The organism is Streptosporangium sp. NPDC002607 (assembly GCF_053592655.1).
In genome coordinates, this window is sequence record NZ_JBSFWD010000002.1 from 247,581 (window position 1) to 266,419 (window position 18,839).

Genomic DNA, 18,839 nt, shown 5'->3' on the forward strand with positions numbered 1-18,839 from the left:
GCGTGCTCAGTCGTCGGCCGTGCCCGCGTAGACCACCGGCCGCACCTCGACGCCGAGGCCCTCGACGCCGGCGTCCGGGATGAGCGCGGCCAGCTCCAGGGCGCGCTCCCGGCTGTCGCATTCCACCAGGTAGTAGCCGCCGAGGTACTCCTTGGCCTCAAGGTAGGGCCCGTCCGTCACCGCCGGGACGCCGCCCCGGACCCTGACCACGGCGCTCTGCGACGGGTCGGCCAGCGCGGTGGTGCCGATCATCTCCCCGGACTTCTTGATGGTCTCCATGAACGGGCCGTGGCCGCTCATCACCTCGTTGCGCTCCTCCTCGGTCAGCGCGTCCCAGATCTGCGGGTTGTTGTGCATGATCAACATGAACTTCAACGTCGTCTCCCTCAATGGTCGGGCGGCACCCCCGAAGGCGCCGTTCACCATGGAGTCGGAGCCGGTGCCACATTCTTGCGGCACCGGACCGCGAGAATTTCCCGCCCGCTCCGAACACCCGGCCCGGCAGCGAGGTGATCGCCGCCGTCATTGAACACCTCGCCGCACCCCGCCGACGCCACCGACCAGCGGGAACACCCGGCCTCGGTGTCTTTTCTCCCGTATTCCGGCTGCCCCCGTAGGGGACGCGTGTCTCTCCGACACGGCGCGGGGTCGATGCCGTAAGGAGCGGCCGGGCCTTCAGGCGTCGAGGTAGCGCAGGATGGCCAGCACCCTGCGGCTGTAGCCGGGGTCGCGGGGTAGGTCGAGCTTGTCCATGATGGCGTTGATGTGCTTTTCGACGGTGCTGAGCGACACGTGCAGGCGTTCGGCGATCGCCGCGTTGACGTAGCCCTGCGCGAGGTGCCGCAGCACCTCCGTCTCGCGCCTGCTCAGCCTGCTCAACGGGTCGGCGTGGGTGGTGCGGGCGAGCAGCTGGCGGACCACCTCCGGGTCGAAGACCGTGCCGCCGGCGCGTACCCGCTCCAGCGAGTCCAGGAAGTCGGCGACCTCCGAGACCCGGTCCTTGAGCAGGTAGCCCAGCCCTTCGGTGTTTCCCGCGAGGAGCGTGGCCGCGTACGTCTTCTCCACGTACTGGGACAGCACGAGGACCCCGACGTCCGGCCGGTGTTCGCGGATCTCCAGTGCTGCCCGCAGCCCCTCGTCGGTGTGCGTGGGGGGCATGCGTACGTCGATCACGGCCACGTCCGGCGGGTGCCGCCGGATGGCGTCGAGCAGCGCCCGCGCGTCGCCGACGGCGGCGAGGACCTCGTGCCCGGCGTCGTTCAGCAGCCGGATCAGGCCCTCGCGGAGCAGCACGGAATCGTCGGCCAGGATCAGTTGCACGGCGTGTCCTTCGGCAGCGTCGCGGCGATCTTGGTGGGGCCGCCTTCCGGACTGTCGACGGTGAACACTCCGTCGAGCGCCAGGACTCGCCTGGCCAGCCCGGAGAGCCCTCCCCCCGAGGGATCCGCGCCGCCCCTGCCGTCGTCCGAGATCGCCACGCTCACCGTCCGCTCGTCCTCTGTCAGCATGACCAGGATGTCACGGGCTCCCGCGTGCTTGATCGCGTTGGTGATCGCCTCACGGGCGGTGAAGTACAGGGCGGTCTCGACCTCGGAGACGGGCCGGTCGGCCAGCCCGTAGTGCACGGTCACCGGCATGCTCGACCGCTCGGCGATGCCCGCGAGCGCGGCGCGCAGACCCAGCTCGTCGAGTGCGGTCGGATAGATCCGCCAGGCCACACTGCGTAGCTCGTCGAGGAGCTGGCGCGACTCGGTGTAGGCCTGGCCCACCAGCTCGGCGGTCCTGGCCTGGTCGGGGCTGTGCTGGGCACGGCCGAGCAGCATGGCCAGCGCCACCCCCCGTTGCTGCACGCCGTCGTGCAGGTCGCGCTCGATCCTGCGCCGTTCGTCGTCGACGGCCCGGATGATGCCCGCGCGGGTCGCGGTCAGTTCGGCGATGCGCCTGCGCATCAGCTCCTGCCTGCCCGGTCCGAGGAAGTGGTCGGCCAGCCGCCGTTCGGCCGCTCCCACGGCGAGGACCCCGAGCGTCACCAGGGCCAGTAGTGCCCCCGCGCCGGTCAGCCCGAGGATCCCGCCGGTGGTGACCAGCTTCACGCCGGGCAGGTTCACCGGCACCGCCTCGGACTCGCCCCAGAGCAGGTCCCACAGCCCTCCGAACAGGAGCAGGCCACCAAGGAACAGACCCGCCGCGCAGCCGTACCCGCCCACCACGCCCAGGGCGGCGCGGGCGGTGAGAAAGCCGTAGCCGCCGGCCGTCCGCGTCGTGTCGTGGCCCAGCCACCTGGCCAGCCGGGCCCGTTCGAGTGCCATCAGCCGGGCCAGGCCCCGGTCGGCGGCGGGCCGCGTGGCCGCGATCAGGGAAGCCGGCCAGGCCAGGCAGAGGAAGGCCAGCTCGACGACCCCGAGGACCATGCCCGCGAGTACCCCCACCAGGGTGCGCGCGGCACGGTTACCTGACACGGCCCGAAGTCTAGGCATCACGCCGGCGCAGCACGACATGGCCGGCCGCCACCGCCGCCACCGTCCATGCCAGCAGCCAGAGCAGACCTTCTCCCGCCCCGTAGGGCATCGGGCCGCCGGTCAGGTTGTCGGTACTGCCCATGAAGGCCAGGCCGGCGAACAGCGGCATGCGCAGGGACACCTCCAACGCCGCCGGAACACCCGTCATCAGCAGCATCAGCGGCAGGCCCATCAGCAGCATGAACACCACGGTCAGGGTGCCCGCCGCACTGCGCACCGCGGTGCCCACGCCGAGCGTCATCACCGATACCAGGGCAAAGAAGACACCGACCCGCAGCAGGTCGAGCGCGACCTCGGCGGGCGGCAGCGCCACATAGCCGCCGAACAGGTCGGCGGACAGCACCGTGTAGACGACCGCGGTGGCCACGGCCCCGGACAGCACTCCGACGGCGAACATCACCGGCCCCACCACCAGTGCCTTCGCGGCGATCACCCGGCCGCGGATCGGCGTGGCCTGCAGCGTGCTCCGGATGCTGCCCGACGCGTATTCCGAGGTGATCACCAGCATCGCCAGCGCGACCAGTGCGAACTGGGCGAACGACGTCGCCGAGATCACCGGCTCGCTCGCCGGAAAGCGGGTTCCGCCGCCCTCGGCACGGAGCATGTCCGTGGCCGTCGCCCCGCCCAGCGTCAGCGCGCTCATCACCATGAGCACCATCGCGCCGGCCAGGCACCACCAGGTGGAGCGGACCGACCACAGCTTCGCCCACTCCGCGCCGACCGCCTGGCCCAACTCTCTGGTCCGCATGTTCACCGACACCTCCCGAGGATGCCCCAGCCTTCAGACCTGGGAGGAATCGGGAGCGGGAGGGCCGCCAAGGCCCGAGCGTGCCCAGACCGGTCAGTCATTTCGATCAGCTTCTTTCTGAGTCGTGTAGAGGAAACACGGAACGGAAGAACCATTGAATGCCATACTCAATGCATGCTGGTGACGGAGATGCTGAAGCTCGCCCCGAACGCTGAACAGCGCGAGGCGCTGCTGGCGACGATGCGGGCATGCAACGCCGCCGCCAACCGTGCCGCCGGTGTGGCGCTCGAGCACCACACCGCCAACAAGATCGCCCTGCAGAAGCTGGTGTACGCCGACCTGCGAGCCGAGTTCGGCCTGTCGGCACAGATGGCCATCCGGTCGATCGCCAAGGCATGTGAGGCGTACAAACGCGACAAGAAGATCAAGCCGGTGTTTCGTGAATTGGGTGCGGTCGCCTACGACCAGCGGATTCTCACCTGGAAAGGCCGCGACGCGGTCAGCATCCTCACCCTCACCGGCCGCATCGTTGTCCCCGTCGTCTATCAGGGTCGCTGGTTGAAGACCAGCGGGGCCACCGCGCGGGGACAGGCCGATCTCGTCTACCGCGACGGCATGTTCTTCCTCGCCACCGTGATCGACGTTCCCGAACCGCCGCGGGGTGATGAGCCGGACGAGTGGCTGGGTGTGGATCTCGGCATCGTCAACCTGGCCACCGACTCCACCGGCGAAACACACACCGGCAAGGGTGTACGGGCTGTGCGGCGGCGCAACGCCCGCCTGCGGGCACGCCTGCAGGCCAAGGGCACCAAGTCCGCCAAGCGACTCCTGAAGAAACGCAAGCGCACCGAGTCCCGGTTCGCCCGGGACGTCAACCATGTGATCAGCAAGCAGCTGGTCGGCAAAGCCAAAGACACCCAGGCCGGGATCGCCCTCGAAGACCTCGAAGGTATCCGCGACCGGGTAACGGTTCGTAAGGCTCAGCGTGCCGACCTGCACTCGTGGGCGTTCTACCAGCTCCGCACGTTCGTGACCTACAAGGCCGCCATCGCCGGCGTGCCCGTGCGTCTGGTCGACCCTCGCAACACCTCCCGCACCTGCCACCGGTGCGGGCACTGCGACAAACGCAACCGTCCCAACCGGGACGACTTCAAGTGCCTCGGCTGCGGGTTCGCCGGCCCCGCCGACCACAACGCTGCGATCAACATCGGTCGCAGGGCAGTGAGTCACGCTGCCGACGACGCGGCCTGAACCGTGCACCCTATGCACGGTGAGGAGCTGCAAGCTCAGCCCTTCGGGGCCGAGAAGCTGACACTCCCGCTTCCCGTGTGCCGTACTCCACGCTGCTCGCGGTCAGCTCCTGATATGCCTGCTCCAGCGAGGCCTCGCGAGTACGCAGCTCGTGCAGCCGGATGCCCGCCTCGTACGCCAGGTCGCCGACCCGCTCGATCGTGGCGCCGGTGGCGACGAGCTCGTTCTCGCCGAGCCGTTCCACCGTGATCCCGGCGCCGTTCAACCGTACGGACAGGTCGGCCGCGTGCGGGGTGCGGACGACCACGGCGGTCAGGGAGTTGCGCCCGATGACCTCCGCCAGCGGCGCGTCCATGATGAGCCGTCCCCTGCCGATCACCACCAGATGGTCGGCGGTGAGCTGCATCTCGCTCATCAGGTGGCTGGAGACGAACACCGTGCGGCCCTCCTCGGCCAGCGAGCGCATCAGGTGGCGCACCCAGCGCACGCCGTCGAGGTCCAGACCGTTGACCGGTTCGTCGAACATCAGCACCTTCGGATCGCCCAGTAACGCGCCCGCGATACCGAGCCGCTGGCTCATTCCCAGCGACAGCCCACCGGCCCGCTTACCCGCCGCATCCGCCATCCCGACCTGCTCCAGGACCTCCGTCACCCGGCTCCGCGTGATGCCGTTGCTGCGCGCCAGCGCCCGCAGATGCGCGTACCCGCTACGCCCGGGATGCAGCGCCCGTGCGTCCAGCATCGCGCCCACCGTCCGCAGCGGGTTCCTGATCTCGTGGTACGGCACACCGCCGATCAGCGCCGTGCCCGCAGTGGGGCGGTCGAGCCCGAGGATCAGGCGCATCGTCGTCGACTTGCCTGCCCCGTTCGGCCCGAGGAAGCCCGTGACCGTGCCGGGCCTCACGTCCAACGACAGGTCGTCGACGACCATCCGGTCACCGTAGCGTTTGCACAAACCTTGGAGACTGATCACGTCGGCCAACGCTAGGCAACCGACGGCCACGGCCACCATGGAGGCGAACCTCCGACTTCAATGGCGGGAAACCGTAAAGACCTGCGTCTCGATACGCGCCCCTTCAGAGGGTGTGCGGATGATCTGACAAGCCGAGCGGCTGATGGCGCCAGGCGGGTCGCCTCATCAGGCGGAGACCGGGCTGCACCGCTGGACCGGAGACCACAGGGCGTCGTACTGCCGCGCGCCAGGGTCAGTCGTCCTCCTCGGAGACGAAGCCCAGGATCCGCTCCACCACCATCCATCGGCAGTGCGTGCCCCGTCCGCGATGTGCTTTGGCCGCTGCTGCCCAGGCTCCGGGGCACGAGCAGGTCTACTTACCCGGAGGACATGAGCTGAGCGCTCTTCTCTCGCCAAAGGCAGCGCCTGCGGCCCGGCCCGGTGGCTATGCCCCGTAGACCGGCTCGGGGCTGGGGGCCTCGGTGAGGAGTTCGGCGACGGCGTCGCCGATGTCGGCCGGGTTCCAGCGGGCGCCCCGGTCGACGCGGGGGCCGTGGCGCCAGCCGTCGGCGAGGGAGATGACGCCGCCCTCCACCTCGAAGACCCGGCCGGTGACGTGCCCGGAGGCGGCCGAGCCGAGCCAGGTCACCAGGGGTGCGATGTTGGCCGGGTCCATGACGTCGAAGCCGTCCTCGGGTCTGGCCATCATGGTGGCGAAGACCTCCTCGGTCATCCGGGTGCGGGCGGCCGGGGCGATCGCGTTCACCGTGACGCCGTAGCGGCCGAGTTCGGCGGCGGCGACCTGGGTGAGCGCGACGATGCCGGCCTTGGCCGCGGAGTAGTTGCCCTGGGCGACGCTGCCGAGCAGTCCGGCCCCCGAGGAGGTGTTGATCACTCGGGCGTCCACCGGGTCGCCCGCCTTCGAGCGTTCCCGCCAGTGCGCGCCCGCGTGCCGGAGCGGCAGGAAGTGGCCCTTGAGGTGGACCCGGATCACGTCGTCCCACTCCTGCTCGGTCATCGAGACCAGCATCCGGTCACGGACGAATCCGGCGTTGTTCACCAGTACGTCCAGCCGCCCGAAGGCGCTCAGCGCCGTCTTGACCAGCCGGTCGGCGCCGCCCCAGTCGGTGACGTCGTCGTTGTTGGCGATGGCCCGGCCGCCCAGGGCGTGGATCTCCTCGACCACCCGCAGGGCCGGGTCGCCCGACCGCCCGTCCCCCTCGCGGCCGGTGCCGAGGTCGTTGACCACGACCCTGGCCCCCTGCCGGGCGAACTCCAGGGCGTGCTCCCTGCCGATGCCGCGCCCGGCACCGGTCACGATCACCACACGCCCGTCACAGATCCCACCCATGCCAGGGCTCCTTTCATCGTGATCATGCAGAGTTTCCCGGCTGTTCACCCGTCGTGTCCAGATGCGATCTCCCGCCAGGCGGGGATCTCGCCACCGCCGTGCACCGCGATCTCCGCGCCGGTCACGTAGCCGGGGACCGCCAGCCACAGGCACACCTCGGCCACGTCGGCGGGAAGGGCCATCCGGCCCGCGGGAACGGCGGCGCCCATCCGCGCGACCCCGTCGGGGCCGCCGTAGTGGTCTGCCGAGTCCTCCGTCTCGGCGAGGCCGACGACCACCGTGTTGACCCGCACCCGCGGCGCCCACTCGGCGGCGAGGCAGGCGGCCAGGTGGTGCAGGCCCGCCTTGGCCGCGCCGTACGCGGAGGTGCCCGGGGAGGGGCGGGTACCGCTGGAGCTGCCGATCATGATGACCGAGCCGCCGGAGGCGGCGAGCAGGGGGTGGGCGCGCTGCGCGACCAGCAGCGGGGCGATCAGGTTGAGTTCCACGATCCGGGCGTGCAGCCGCGGGGAGGTTCCGGCCAGGAGCGCGTACGGTGAGCCTCCGGCGTTGTTGACCACCGTGTCGAGCCTCCCGTACCGTTCCTCGACCTCGGTGACCAGCCGGTCCACGTCCGCCGTGTCGCGCACGTCGGCCGCGACGAACGTGAGGTCCTCGGGCAGGGTCTCCGGCTTCCTGCGGGCGCACACGACCACCTCGGCTCCGGCGGCCAGGAACGCGTCGGCGATACCCGCGCCGAGCCCCCTGGTGCCACCGGTCACCAGCACGACCGATCCGGTGTGGTCGTAGCGAACCCGGCCGGGTACTCCGCCACTTCCACGAGCCTCGGCGTCCACCTCGCCACGAGAGCCCGTCGCGCCGTCCACACCGGCCGCGCGATCCGCATCGCCCTCAGCGTTCACGGCGCTCGCCTCCTCGCCCTCGTCCTCGAAGCGGTCACCCGGGGGAGCCTCCGGAAGACCGGCCGCCGTCACATGCCCTCCCAGGTGGGCCGGCCGAGCCTCGAACCGGCCACCGGAAGGTCGCCCGGCGGCAGCCGCCGGGTGCACTCCTGTGTCCGGCTGCCGCGTGCTACCGTACCAAGCAAGCGTTAGGTGCGAACAGTGAGGCGCGATGAGAATCATCCTTCACGGCGGTGGAGCGGTCGCCGAGGTCGTAATGGACGTGCCACCGGTCAACGCGTTACCCGTCTCCGGCTGGTTCGAGCTGGCCGAGGCCGTCCAGGAGGCCGGGCACGCGCCCGAGACCCGCGTCGTGGTACTGCGCGCGGAGGGCCGGGGGTTCAACGCCGGGGTGGACGTCAAGGAGATGCAGGCCACCAGCGGGCACGCCGCGCTGGTCGGCGCCAACCGCGGATGCTTCGCGGCGTTCGCGGCGGTCTACGAGTGCGAGGTCCCGGTGATCGCCGCCGTGCACGGTTTCTGCCTCGGTGGCGGGGTCGGGCTGGCGGGCAACGCCGACATCGTGGTGGCCTCCGACGACGCCTACTTCGGCCTGCCCGAGGTGGACCGGGGCGCGCTCGGCGCGGCCACCCACCTGGCCAGGCTGGTCCCCCAGCATCTGATGCGGGCCATGGTCTACACGTGCCGCACCGTCACCGCCACCGAACTGCACGCCTTCGGCTCGGTGCTGGAGGTCGTGCCCCGCGACCGGCTGCGCGAGACCGCCTTCGAGGTCGCCGCCCAGATCGCCGGAAAGGACCCCTACGTCATCCGGCGGGCCAAGGAGTCGCTGAACGGCATCGACCCGGTCGATGTCAGGCGCAGCTACCGGTTCGAGCAGGGCTTCACCTTCGAACTCAACCTGATGGGCTCCGGTGACAGACACCGCGACGCGTTCATCGCGAGAGGCAATGGCTCTGCGAGTCGGGAGCCGTCCGGCACATCGCCGGTTGGAGAGGCGGACAGCCGGTGAGCGAGGAACGAAGCCGCCCGCGCAGCGAGGGAGAAGCGGTGAGCGACCAGTGAACCCGAAGCGAACCCGACGCAGCGAGGGAGGAGCGGTGAGCGAGCAGTGAGCAAGATCATGTCCATTGACGGCGTCGTCGGGGAACTGCGCAGTGGGATGACCGTCGGGATCGGCGGCTGGGGATCGCGTCGCAAGCCGATGGCGCTGGTCCGGGCGATCTGCCGGTCCTCTCTGGAAGACCTGACGGTCGTCTCGTACGGCGGCCCCGACGTCGGCCTGCTGTGCGCGTACGGCAAGGTCGCCCGGGTGGTCGCCCCGTTCGTGTCGCTCGACTCGATCCCCCTCGAACCGCACTTCCGGACCGCCAGGCAGGCCGGGACCGTGAAGTTCACCGAGTACGACGAGAGCATGTTCATGTTCGGCCTGCTCGCGGCGGCGCACCGGCTGCCGTTCCTGCCGACCCGCGCCGGGCTCGGCTCGGATGTGATGCGGGTCAACCCCGAACTGCGGACCGTACGGTCGCCCTACGCCGGAGGCGAGGAGCTCGTCGCCGTCCCCGCGCTGACCCTGGACGTCGCGCTCGTCCATCTCAACCGGGCCGACCAGCGCGGCAACGCCCAGTATCTCGGCCCCGACCCCTACTTCGACGACCTCTACGCCAAGGCGGCCGAGCGCTGCTACGTCTCCTGCGAGCGCGTGGTGGACACCGCCGACCTGCTCAAGGAGGGGCCGGTCCAGTCTCTGCTGATCAGCCGATCCATGGTGACCGGCGTGGTGGAGACCCCCGGCGGCGCCCACTTCACCACCTGCGAGCCCGACTACGGTCGCGACGAGGCGTTCCAGAAGGCGTACGCGAGCGCCGCCACCGGCCCCGAGACGTGGCGGGCCTTCACCGGCCGCTACCTGTCCGGGGACGAGGCCGCCTACCAGGAGGCCGTACGCCAGTTTCGGGAGGAATCATGAGCGTGACCGTCGCCACGCGGGCCGAGGTGTGCGTCGTCGCCTGCGCCGAGGCGTTCAGGGGGGACGGGGAGATCCTGGCCGCGGGCATCGGCGGCGCGATCACCGTGCTGGCCGCCCGGCTGGCCCGGCTCACCTTCGAGCCCGACCTCATCACGCACGACGGGCTGTGCCTGCTGACCGGCGACGTGCCGCCGCTGGGACAGAGTCCACAGGTCGTCGAGGGCTGGCTGCCGTTCCGGGACCACCTGTGGCTGGTGCTCAACGGCAGGCGGCACGTCATGCTGGGAGCCAGCCAGATCGACCGGTACGGCAACAGCAACATCTCCTGCATCGGCGACTGGTCCCGGCCGAAGTCCCAGCTCCTGGGCGTGCGCGGGGTGCCGGGCAACACCGTTTGCTGCCCGACCAGCTACTGGGTCCCCCGGCACTCGACCCGGGTGTTCGTACCGCGGGTGGACATGGTCAGCGGCGTCGGCCACGACCGCGCGGCCGAGGCGGGGCCGAGCGCCCACCGCCACCACGACCTGCGCCGTGTGGTCACCGACCTGGCGGTGCTGGACTTCCAGAGCCCCGACCACTCGATGCGCCTGGCCTCGGTCCACCCGGGCGTCACCGTGGACGAGGTCGTGGCGGCGACCGGCTTCCCGCTGGCCGTCACCGGCGACGTCCCCGAGACCCGGCAGCCGACCGGCGAGGAGCTCCGCGTCCTGCGCGAGGTCCTCGACCCCGGCTCACTCCGCGACCGCGAGATCCCCGCCTGACCTCCTCCCCACCGCCGGAACCAGGGATTCCATCCCGCACGGACCCTGCCGGTCGATTCGTTCTCGATCTTCGCGACCTGGGTGTCCCGCATCGGATGACGAGACCGGCAGAGTCCTCGCCGGCCGGGCTTCCCGCCTCACCGCCAGCCGCCCGTCAGGAGAACTCCCATGACCTCGTACTCCGGCCCCGTCCCGGACCCGCCGGGACCCGCGACCGGCACGTCCGCACCGCGAAAGGAGCCGCCGGGGCTGGTGACCCGGCTCACCGAGATGGTCGGCTGCCGCCACCCCGTCGTGCAGACCGGCATGGGCTACGTGGCCGGGGCTCGGCTGGCCGCCGCCACCTCCGCCGCCGGAGGTCTGGGCGTCATCGCGGCGGCCACCATGCCCGTCGAGCAGATGACCGCCGCGATCCGGTCGGTCAAGGAGCGCACCGACGCGCCCTTCGGGGTGAACATCCGCTCCGACGCCGACGACGCCGGCGAGCGGATCGACGTCATGATCCGCGAAGGCGTACGGGTCGCGTCGTTCGCGCTGGCCCCCAAGCGCGAGCTGATCGCCCGGCTCAAGGACGCCGGGGTGCTGACGATCCCCTCGGTCGGCGCGCGCCGGCACGCCGAGAAGGTCGCCGCCTGGGGCGTGGACGCGGTGATCGTGCAGGGCGGTGAGGGCGGCGGGCACACCGGGGCCGTCCCCACCACCGTGCTGCTCCCCCAGGTCGTGGACGCGGTGGACATCCCGGTGATCGCGGCGGGCGGGTTCTGCGACGGGCGCGGGCTGGTCGCCGCCCTGTCGTACGGCGCCTGCGGGGTCGCGATGGGCACCCGCTTCCTGCTGACCTCGGACTCCACGGTCGGCGACGAGGTGAAGAAGGTCTACCTCGGCACCGCCGAGACGGTGGTCACCACGCGGGTGGACGGCGTTCCGCACCGCGTGCTGCGCACCCCGTTCGTCGACTCGCTCGAACGCTCGCGCCTGCGGCTGCTCCGCGCGGTCGCCAACGGGGCCAGGTTCAAGCGGCTGTCCGGCATGTCGTGGGCGGCGATGATCCGCGAAGGCCGCCGGATGCGGCACGGCCGGGACCTGACCTGGGCCCAGGTGCTCCAGGCGGCCAACACCCCGGTGCTGCTCAAGGCCGCCATGGTGGACGGGCGCGCGGACCTCGGCGTCATGGCCTCCGGGCAGGTCGTCGGGCTGATCGACGACCTGCCGTCCTGCGCGGAGCTGATCGACCGGATCATGTGGGAGGCGCACGCCGTGCTGGACCACCTGGACCGTCTGGACCGGACGCCTTGATCCTGACGGTCTCGGCCCGGTGGGCCGTCCGCAACGAACCGGTCGAAGTGACTCCGCCGCTCCCTCCATCACCGCTTCGAACACCGGAACCGTGACAGGGCAGCGATTCACCTGCCGGGCAGGTCCCGCCGAACACCCTGGAGCCGACATGGCGGAGTGGGCGTGGCAGGCCGAGCAGGATCGGCGGGCCGGGTTCGGCGGGCCTCCGGTGGAGTGAGTCTCCGTCAGTTCACGGTCAGCCCTCGGGAGGCGAGGATCAGGGCGGCCTGGGACGGGCTGATGATCGCTCCGCGCAGCGATCGGAGCCGGGCGTCGTCGACCTCGCCGAGGTCCAGGCCGCGCAGGTCGGCCATGGTGAAGACCGTGTCGACGGTGCGGGCGCCGATCATGCGGCAGTCCTCGAACACGGCATTGGTGAAGTCGCAGTTCGACAGGTTGGCCTCGTCGAGACGGGTGCCCCGCAGGTGGGCGCCTCGGAACGAGCAGCCGATCAGGTCGGCCAGCATCAGGTTGGCACCGTCGAACCGGTAACCGATGCCCCGGCAACCTGTCAGCACCGCGCCGATCATGCGGCAGCCGGTGAAGACGACGTCGGTGAGCAGTGCCCGCCCGAAGTTCGCACCCGACAGGTCGACGTCGGTGAAGGCCGCGTCGACGAGTTCGGCGTTCGCGAACCTGAGCCCCGCTCCCCCGCCGCCGGAGAAACGCGCCCCGTCCAGATCCGTACGGCGGAAGTCGGCCCGCTCCAGCACGCATCCCTCGAACGAGGCCCCCACGAGTGACGCCCCGCTGAAGTCGGCGCCGGTGAGGTCGCACTCCTTGAAGACGTAGGGCCCCTCGCCGGTCAGATGATCGCCGAGCGAGAGCCTCGCCAGATCGACCCCGTTGATCTCCCGCTGGTCCGCCAGCAACCGTGCCACATCCATCCGGCGATTCAAGCAGCCCGCCCCGACAGAATCACCGCGCCGTACGCCCCCGCGGGAAGGAGCCGGGTGTCGGGCGACACTCGCGCCGTCCGCCGGTCAGGTCCCGTTCTCGTCTCCGGCGAGGAGTTCGGCGGCCGCCTGGCCGCAGACGCGGGCGGATCCGTGGGTGGCGATGTGCACGGCGCCGAGGTCGGATCGGCCGGGCAGGCCCATCTCGACCACGACGGCGTCGGAGCGGGCGGCCAGCAGGTGCCGGAGTGCGTCGGTCTGCCAGGGGTGGCGGTGCGCGTCGCGGACGACGATGACCAGGGGGCGCCCGGCCGCGGTGGCGAGTACGGTCTCGATGGCGCTCCCGGTGGCGGTGGAGGCGTCCAGCCGGGTGACCGTGGTGCCGGGGAGGAGCTTGCCGAGCGGCTCGCCGACGCCCCAGGGGGTGTCCTTCTCGATGGCGAGGTTCATCTCGGGGGCGAGTTCGGCGACGTGCGGTGGGGCGGACAGGGGGAAGGCCGCGGTCGCGGAGCGGCGGGTGACCCGCAGCGCGCGCCGGGCCGCGGCCAGGCCGATCGACGCGTCGCCGGAACCGCCGGAGGCGGCGCGCGCGGGCGTGCCCCGCCGGGTGGTCGCGGTCCAGAGGGCGAGCTCGCGGACGCGGCGGGCGGCGTCGGCCAGCCGTTCCTCGGAGAGCCTGCCCTCGATCACGGCGTCCGCGATCGCGTCACGGACCGCGATCGCGGTCTCCTCTCCGGCGTGCTCGCCGCCCACGCAGATCGCGTCGGCGCCCGCGGCGACGGCGAGGGCCGAGGCACCGCCGATGCCGTACGGGCCGGAGACCGCGGTCATCTCGATGCCGTCGGTGACGATGACGCCTTCGAAGCCCAGCTCGACCCTGAGCAGGTCGTGCAGGACCCGGCGGCTGAGCGTGGCGGCCATCACCGGGTCCAGGGCGGAGACGAGCAGGTGGCCGGTCATGACCGTGCGCACCCCCTGCTCGACGGCCGCGCGGAAGGGCCGCAGCGCCACGTCGCGCAGTTCCCCCGCGGTGGCGGCGACGAGCGGCACGCCGTGGTGGGAGTCGACCGAGGTGTCGCCGTGACCGGGGAAGTGCTTGGCGCAGGCCGCCACGCCCGCCGACTGCATGCCCCGGATCCAGGCCACGGTGTGCCTGGCGACGAGATCGGGGTCCGCGCCGAAGGAGCGCAGGCCGATGACCGGGTTGTCGGGGTTGGAGTTCACATCCGCCGAGGGGGCGAAGTTGAGGTTGACGCCCGCCAGGGCCAGGTCACGGCCGAGATCGGCGGCGAGTTCCTCGGTGAGGCCGGTGTCGTCGACCACGCCGAGGGCGAAGTTGCCCGGCCGGGTGCTCCCGCCGGCCGCCTCCAGGCGGGTGACCTCGCCCGACTCCTCATCGATGCCGACGAGGACCTGGGGGTTCTCCTCGCGGAGCGCGGCGGTGAGGTCGGCGACCTGGGAGGGGGTGGCGATGTTCCTGGAGAAGAGCACCACCCCGGCCAGTCCTTCGCCGAGCCTGCGCCGCACCCAGTCGGGCGGGGCCTTGCCCTCGAAACCGGGAAGGACGACGGTCTCCGCCAGACGGAGCAGCTCTGGGCCGCGCTTCATTCACCACTCCTCGCCTGACGACCGGTCGGCGTCCCATGCCGAAGGCGCGCAGACCCCACGTTGTCCAGAACCTCCGGGGAAAGCGCTCCCACGGCGGCTTGGCGCAAATCTAATAGGAAAGTTTCCTAATTGCTAGTGGGCTGACCATTGGCCTTCGAGTAAAGGTTTACCGGGCCTCGACGAGGACGAGTCAAAGATCGGCCGACACGAAGCCTGGGCGCGACGTGACGGGTGCCCGATGCCGCGCGATACCTCCGGTGTCGCCGGGCACCCGTGGACAAGGCACTTTCCCTGGCTCGACGATCCCACGTGGTTCACCCGGACACCGGCGGCCTTTCCCGGCTGATCGCGTCGAGCAGCAGCGTCGCGGCCACCGCCGCCCCGTCGGTGCGGATCGTGCCGGCCACGGCCCTCGCCCGTACGCGGGTCTCGGGGGCCAGGACCGTCCTGAGCACGGCCGACAGGGACTCGATGGTGCGCCGGCGTCCAGGAACGCCACCGACTCGGCCGGGAACGGGCGTTCGTCCGGCCGACGTCAGGAGCTCGTCAGGATGACGAGTTGCCGGGTCGCTCGGGTCATCGCGACATAGCGGTCGACCGCTCCTTCGATGCCGTCGCCGAACGCCTCCGGGTCGATGAGGACGACCAGGTCGAACTCGAGCCCCTTCGACAGCTCCGGGGTCAGCGACCGGACGCGAGGCGTCGCCCGGAACGTGGGATCGCCGATGACGCAGGCGATCCCGTCGGCATGCGCGGCGAGCCAGGTGTCGAGGATCGAGCCCAGATCCGAAGCGGATCCGTAGACGACGGGGACGTCGCCGCTGCGGATGGAGGTCGGCACGTTGGCGTCCGGGAGCACGGCCCGGATGACCGGTTCGGCCTCCGCCATGATCTCTTCCGGCGTCCGGTAGTTGACGGTCAGGGAGGCCAGGTTGATCCGGTCGAGCCCGATCCGCTCAAGCCGTTCCTGCCACGACTCCGTGAACCCGTGCCTGGCCTGGGCACGGTCCCCGACGATGGTGAAGCTCCGGGACGGGCAGCGGAGCAGCAACATCTGCCACTCCGCGTCGGTCAGTTCCTGAGCCTCGTCCACGACGATGTGCGCGAACGGGCCGGCGAGCAGGTCCGGGTCGAGGGTGGGCAGCTCGGACTCGTCAACCAGATTTCGCTGGAGGTCCTCTCGGCGCAGCTGCGTCACGAGGCCTTCGCCGTCGTCATCGGCCTCGATCAGGGCGTCGACGACCTGGGCCATGCGCTCGCGTTGGGCGGCGAGAGCGGCTTCCTGTCGGCGCTTGCGTCGTGACGCCTCCGGGTCGCCGAGCCGCTGCCGCGCCGCGTCCAGGAGCGGCAGGTCGGACACCGTCCAGGCCTGGGCGTCCGCGCGCTGCAGCGCCTGAACGTCATCGCGGCTGAGCCAGGGAGCGCACTTCCGCAGGTAGGCGGGTACCGACCACAGGTCTCCGACGAGGTCGGCCGCTTCGATCAGCGGCCACGCGCGGTTGAAGGTCGTGAGCAGCTCCCTGTCCTGCAGCAGCGACTTGCGGAGCAGGTGAGCCGGGGCGTCGTCGCCGTGCTTGTCCATCAGGATCGTGAGCAATTCCTCCCAGATCTGGTCGCGGGCCTCGTTGTGCGGAGTGCCGGGGTCCGGTGCTTCGAACGCCTCGGCCCAATCGTCGGCACTCAGCCAGACGTCGGACCAGAGGGTGGTGACCGTCATCCCCTTGGTGGGCGGGTTCTCGTAGAACCTGACGGCAGGCTCGATCGCCTTCACCAGATCCGCGGACGACTTCAGGCGGGCCACGTCCGGGTCGGCCTCGATCGCCGCTGCGGCTCCCTCGGCGACGAGGCCCCGCAGGGTGCAGGTCTGCACGCCCTCCTCGCCGAGGCTGGGGAGGACGTCGGCGACGTAGGCCAGGTACGGCTGGTGCGGACCGACGAACAGCACGCCGCCCCGGTGGTGACCGAGGCGAGGGTCGGAGTAGAGGAGGTAGGCGGAGCGGTGCAGAGCGACGACGGTCTTCCCCGTACCCGGACCGCCGTCGACGACGAGAGCGCCGCGCGATCCCGCACGGATGATGGCGTCCTGGTCGGCCTGGATGGTGCCGAGCACGTCTCGCATCCGGGCCGACCGGTTGTCGCCCAGGCTGGCGATGAAGGCGGACTGGTCGTCGAGCGCGGCGTGCCCGACAAGCCCGTCCGGGGTGAACACCTCGTCCCAGTAGTCGCTGATCCGGCCGCGGGTCCAGCGATACCTGCGACGGCTTGCCAGCCCCATCGGGTTGGCGTGGGTGGCTCCGAAGAACGGCTCGGCCGCGGGGGAGCGCCAGTCGAGCAGCAGCCGACGACCCGCGCTGTCCGTGAGGCCGAGTCGTCCGACGTACACGGGCTCGGGGTTGTCCGCGCTGACCATGTGTCCGAGGCACAGGTCCAAGCCGAAGCGACGCAGCGCACGCAGGCGAGCGGTCAGCCGGTGGATCTCCAGGTCCCGGTCCATCGCCTGCCGGCCTTTGCCGCCGGGCGCCCTGCGCTCGGCATCGAGGCGGTCGGACAGGTCGGCGATCGAGTGCTCAAGGCTCTCCGCGATGGCCGCGAAGTGCTGCTCGTCGCCGTCGATCAGCGTCGGGTCGGCCTTGGGGGCGAGGTGGTCGGGAAGGTCGAACGCACTGGTGGTCAGGGGGTTCATGGCATCAGCTCCGATCTGAGGTCGCTTGCGGCCATTGCGCGTGGCAAGGTGTCTGGACGAGCGTGACGAACCTGGTGGCCATGACGAGCAACGCTCCGCCTGACATGGCCCCCGGCCGTTGCCGGTTCAGGTCGCCAGGGTTCGCAGGTTCTCGTGTTCCGGGTCCTGGATCGCCGATCCCGTGTGGTTCACGCGGACACCGGCGGCCTTTCCCGGCTGATCGCGTCGAGCAGCAACGTCGCGGCCACCGCCGCCCCGTCGGTGCGGATCGTGCCGGCCACGGCCCTCGCCCGTACGCGGGTCTCGGGGGCCAGGACCGTCCTGAGCGCGGCCGACAGGGACTCGACGGTCGGAGTCGGACCGTCGTGTGCCGCGCCGATGCCCAGGCCGGCCACCCGGCCGGCCCAGTACGGCTGATCCGTCGCCTGGGGTACCACCACCTGAGGCGCGCCGGCCCGGGTGGCCGTCGTCGTCGTGCCCGCGCCGCCGTGATGCACGACGGCGGCCACCCGGCCGAACAGTGCCTGCTGGTTGACCTCACCGACGACGAAGCAGTCGTCCCGGTCGTCGATCAGGGCCAGGTCCGCCCAGCCGTGGGAGACCAGTACACGGCGGCCCTGCGCGCGGATCGCCTCGATGGCCACCCGGGCGGCGTCCTTCGACGCGCGCATGGGCATGCTGCCGAAGCCCACGTACACCGGTGGTGTGCCGGCGTCCAGGAACGCCGCCAACTCGGCCGGGAGCAGGCGTTCGTCCGGCAGGATCCACGCGCCGGTCTGCACGACGTCGAGGTCCGGCGTCTCCTGCCACGGGTCCAGGGTCGGGTCCGTCGCCAGCCACGGCCGGTCGCCGATGACGTAGTCGCGAACGTTGTCCACCGGTGGCAGGCCGATCGACGCCCGGTTCGTGTTGAGCGCCGCACCGAACAGCGCGTTGACGCTCTGGGCGTCCAGCTCCCACAGCACCCGGTTGTCGGTCACGTCCGGCGGGAACGGCCGGCCCGGATACGCCAGCGGCGAGTGGTACGGCGACGGCAGGGTGAGCTGCTGGAAGGTCACGGACACGGAGCGGATGCCCAGTTTCTCGGCCACCGACCGCGCGCCGGCCGCGGCCGGCATTATGCCGGTCGCCACCAACGCGTCACATCCCTCGGCCGCCGCGGTGACCACGTCGAACTGGCCGGCGATCAACTCGGCCGCGCGCCGGGGCAGGTCCGCCGCCGACGGCGGCGACGCCGTAGTTGTCAGCGCGCGCGCCGACCGACCGACCGGCACCAGCGGCACGTCGACACCGGCCAACCGCTGCGCGAAGTCCTCGTCCGGCGGCGCGCACACCCGCACCTCCGCGCCGAGTTCCCGCAACCGCACCGCGAGTCCCACCAGCGGTTCGACGTCCCCGCGTGACCCATACGTCGACAACAACACCCGCATTTCGTATCCCCCGTTTCCGCAGGTTCTGGCCTCGGCCGACGATTCTGCGGCACGACCCGGGTCTTGTGGCAAGCCCCCCGGTGCGCTATACGTTGAGAGTGGAAAGGAGTGGGTACTCCCCTTTCCCTTCATCGTCCGCTGTGGACGGACGACCTCCTCGCGAAGCGGCGGCGCGCCGCGTACGCCGGTACCGCCGGCTCAGGAGGATCTCCCATGGGCCTACGGACGCAGCCGCGGAACGAGAAGTTCCTCATCTTCTTTGTGCAACCAGGCCGAGGCCGAGATGGGGGTCCACGTCGATCTGGATCGTGCCGTAAAGGTTGGCGTGCGTCCAGAACAGGGGACAGCGCGCGCCGGACCGACTGGGCCGGGAGAACACCGGCGCCGACTGCGGCAGGTGCGCGAAGGCGAACCCGACCGCACCCGGCATCCCA

At 71.1% G+C, this 18,839-nt stretch carries 18 protein-coding genes; 5 read left to right on the top strand and 13 right to left on the bottom strand.

Features of this window, described 5'->3' with window-relative positions:
* Positions 1-6 precede the first annotated feature (6 nt).
* The 4 genes from ACWD3H_RS03585 to ACWD3H_RS03600 all read right to left on the bottom strand — a co-directional run bounded on the left by ACWD3H_RS03585 (position 7) and on the right by ACWD3H_RS03600 (position 3,273).
* Positions 7-366, bottom strand: coding sequence for a YciI family protein (locus tag ACWD3H_RS03585; RefSeq protein WP_451953942.1), 360 nt, complete (start codon positions 364-366; stop codon positions 7-9).
* 309 nt (positions 367-675) lie between these two features.
* Positions 676-1,320: a response regulator gene (locus ACWD3H_RS03590; protein ID WP_451953890.1), complete on the bottom strand. Its 645-nt coding sequence runs from the start codon at positions 1,318-1,320 to the stop codon at positions 676-678.
* Positions 1,311-2,459: a sensor histidine kinase gene (locus ACWD3H_RS03595; RefSeq protein WP_451953891.1), complete on the bottom strand. Its 1,149-nt coding sequence runs from the start codon at positions 2,457-2,459 to the stop codon at positions 1,311-1,313. Before ACWD3H_RS03595 ends, ACWD3H_RS03590 begins: the two co-directional genes overlap by 10 nt.
* Before the next feature lie 10 nt (positions 2,460-2,469).
* A complete protein-coding gene (locus ACWD3H_RS03600) occupies positions 2,470-3,273 on the bottom strand; it encodes an ABC transporter permease (protein WP_451953892.1) in 804 nt (267 codons plus the stop codon).
* Between the two features lie 168 nt (positions 3,274-3,441).
* Between ACWD3H_RS03600 and ACWD3H_RS03605 the strand changes: the two genes are divergently transcribed.
* Positions 3,442-4,518: an RNA-guided endonuclease InsQ/TnpB family protein gene (locus ACWD3H_RS03605; protein WP_451953893.1), complete on the top strand. Its 1,077-nt coding sequence runs from the start codon at positions 3,442-3,444 to the stop codon at positions 4,516-4,518.
* Between the two features lie 10 nt (positions 4,519-4,528).
* Here the strand turns inward: ACWD3H_RS03605 and ACWD3H_RS03610 are convergent, their stop codons facing one another.
* The 3 genes from ACWD3H_RS03610 to ACWD3H_RS03620 all read right to left on the bottom strand — a co-directional run bounded on the left by ACWD3H_RS03610 (position 4,529) and on the right by ACWD3H_RS03620 (position 7,795).
* Positions 4,529-5,491, bottom strand: coding sequence for an ABC transporter ATP-binding protein (locus ACWD3H_RS03610; protein ID WP_451953894.1), 963 nt, complete (start codon positions 5,489-5,491; stop codon positions 4,529-4,531).
* A 424-nt stretch (positions 5,492-5,915) separates the two neighbouring features.
* Positions 5,916-6,821, bottom strand: coding sequence for an SDR family oxidoreductase (locus tag ACWD3H_RS03615; RefSeq protein WP_451953895.1), 906 nt, complete (start codon positions 6,819-6,821; stop codon positions 5,916-5,918).
* A gap of 44 nt (positions 6,822-6,865) precedes the next feature.
* On the bottom strand, positions 6,866-7,795 hold the full coding sequence (locus ACWD3H_RS03620; RefSeq protein WP_451953896.1) for an SDR family oxidoreductase: 930 nt from the start codon (positions 7,793-7,795) through the stop codon (positions 6,866-6,868).
* A gap of 139 nt (positions 7,796-7,934) precedes the next feature.
* On the opposite strand from ACWD3H_RS03620, the gene ACWD3H_RS03625 reads away from it, so the two are divergent.
* The 4 genes from ACWD3H_RS03625 to ACWD3H_RS03640 all read left to right on the top strand — a co-directional run bounded on the left by ACWD3H_RS03625 (position 7,935) and on the right by ACWD3H_RS03640 (position 11,749).
* Complete coding sequence (locus ACWD3H_RS03625; protein ID WP_451953897.1) at positions 7,935-8,735, top strand: enoyl-CoA hydratase family protein; 801 nt, start codon at positions 7,935-7,937, stop codon at positions 8,733-8,735.
* 111 nt (positions 8,736-8,846) lie between these two features.
* Complete coding sequence (locus ACWD3H_RS03630) at positions 8,847-9,692, top strand: CoA transferase subunit A (RefSeq protein ID WP_350952370.1); 846 nt, start codon at positions 8,847-8,849, stop codon at positions 9,690-9,692.
* The gene (locus ACWD3H_RS03635; RefSeq protein ID WP_355554850.1) at positions 9,689-10,453 is read left to right on the top strand and encodes a CoA-transferase subunit beta; all 765 of its coding nucleotides are present in this window, start codon (positions 9,689-9,691) and stop codon (positions 10,451-10,453) included. Before ACWD3H_RS03630 ends, ACWD3H_RS03635 begins: the two co-directional genes overlap by 4 nt.
* A 168-nt stretch (positions 10,454-10,621) precedes the next feature.
* On the top strand, positions 10,622-11,749 hold the full coding sequence (locus tag ACWD3H_RS03640) for an NAD(P)H-dependent flavin oxidoreductase (protein ID WP_451953898.1): 1,128 nt from the start codon (positions 10,622-10,624) through the stop codon (positions 11,747-11,749).
* Between the two features lie 224 nt (positions 11,750-11,973).
* Here the strand turns inward: ACWD3H_RS03640 and ACWD3H_RS03645 are convergent, their stop codons facing one another.
* The 6 genes from ACWD3H_RS03645 to ACWD3H_RS03670 all read right to left on the bottom strand — a co-directional run.
* Entirely contained in the window at positions 11,974-12,675 is a 702-nt protein-coding gene (locus ACWD3H_RS03645) for a pentapeptide repeat-containing protein (protein ID WP_451953899.1), read from the bottom strand.
* A 96-nt stretch (positions 12,676-12,771) separates the two neighbouring features.
* Positions 12,772-14,292, bottom strand: coding sequence for a glycoside hydrolase family 3 protein (locus ACWD3H_RS03650; RefSeq protein WP_451953900.1), 1,521 nt, complete (start codon positions 14,290-14,292; stop codon positions 12,772-12,774).
* A 314-nt stretch (positions 14,293-14,606) separates the two neighbouring features.
* Complete coding sequence (locus ACWD3H_RS03655) at positions 14,607-14,747, bottom strand: hypothetical protein (RefSeq protein ID WP_451953901.1); 141 nt, start codon at positions 14,745-14,747, stop codon at positions 14,607-14,609.
* A gap of 80 nt (positions 14,748-14,827) precedes the next feature.
* On the bottom strand, positions 14,828-16,975 hold the full coding sequence (helR, locus tag ACWD3H_RS03660) for an RNA polymerase recycling motor ATPase HelR (RefSeq protein ID WP_451953902.1): 2,148 nt from the start codon (positions 16,973-16,975) through the stop codon (positions 14,828-14,830).
* 188 nt (positions 16,976-17,163) lie between these two features.
* The gene (locus ACWD3H_RS03665) at positions 17,164-18,405 is read right to left on the bottom strand and encodes a glycosyltransferase (RefSeq protein ID WP_451953903.1); all 1,242 of its coding nucleotides are present in this window, start codon (positions 18,403-18,405) and stop codon (positions 17,164-17,166) included.
* 250 nt (positions 18,406-18,655) lie between these two features.
* Positions 18,656-18,839: hypothetical protein (locus ACWD3H_RS03670; protein ID WP_451953904.1), on the bottom strand; the 184-nt coding region annotated here is incomplete at its 5' end.

Bases quoted from the DNA above. Each gene is read 5' to 3' on its own strand.
- ACWD3H_RS03585 (WP_451953942.1), bottom strand. From the start codon at position 366: ATGTTGATCATGCACAACAACCCGCAGATCTGGGACGCGCTGACCGAG.
- ACWD3H_RS03605 (WP_451953893.1), top strand. From the start codon at position 3,442: ATGCTGGTGACGGAGATGCTGAAGCTCGCCCCGAACGCTGAACAGCGC.
- ACWD3H_RS03615 (WP_451953895.1), bottom strand. From the start codon at position 6,821: ATGGGTGGGATCTGTGACGGGCGTGTGGTGATCGTGACCGGTGCCGGG.
- ACWD3H_RS03625 (WP_451953897.1), top strand. From the start codon at position 7,935: ATGAGAATCATCCTTCACGGCGGTGGAGCGGTCGCCGAGGTCGTAATG.
- ACWD3H_RS03630 (WP_350952370.1), top strand. From the start codon at position 8,847: ATGTCCATTGACGGCGTCGTCGGGGAACTGCGCAGTGGGATGACCGTC.
- ACWD3H_RS03635 (WP_355554850.1), top strand. From the start codon at position 9,689: ATGAGCGTGACCGTCGCCACGCGGGCCGAGGTGTGCGTCGTCGCCTGC.
- ACWD3H_RS03640 (WP_451953898.1), top strand. From the start codon at position 10,622: ATGACCTCGTACTCCGGCCCCGTCCCGGACCCGCCGGGACCCGCGACC.
- ACWD3H_RS03645 (WP_451953899.1), bottom strand. From the start codon at position 12,675: ATGGATGTGGCACGGTTGCTGGCGGACCAGCGGGAGATCAACGGGGTC.
- ACWD3H_RS03650 (WP_451953900.1), bottom strand. From the start codon at position 14,292: ATGAAGCGCGGCCCAGAGCTGCTCCGTCTGGCGGAGACCGTCGTCCTT.
- helR (WP_451953902.1), bottom strand. From the start codon at position 16,975: ATGAACCCCCTGACCACCAGTGCGTTCGACCTTCCCGACCACCTCGCC.
- ACWD3H_RS03665 (WP_451953903.1), bottom strand. From the start codon at position 18,405: ATGCGGGTGTTGTTGTCGACGTATGGGTCACGCGGGGACGTCGAACCG.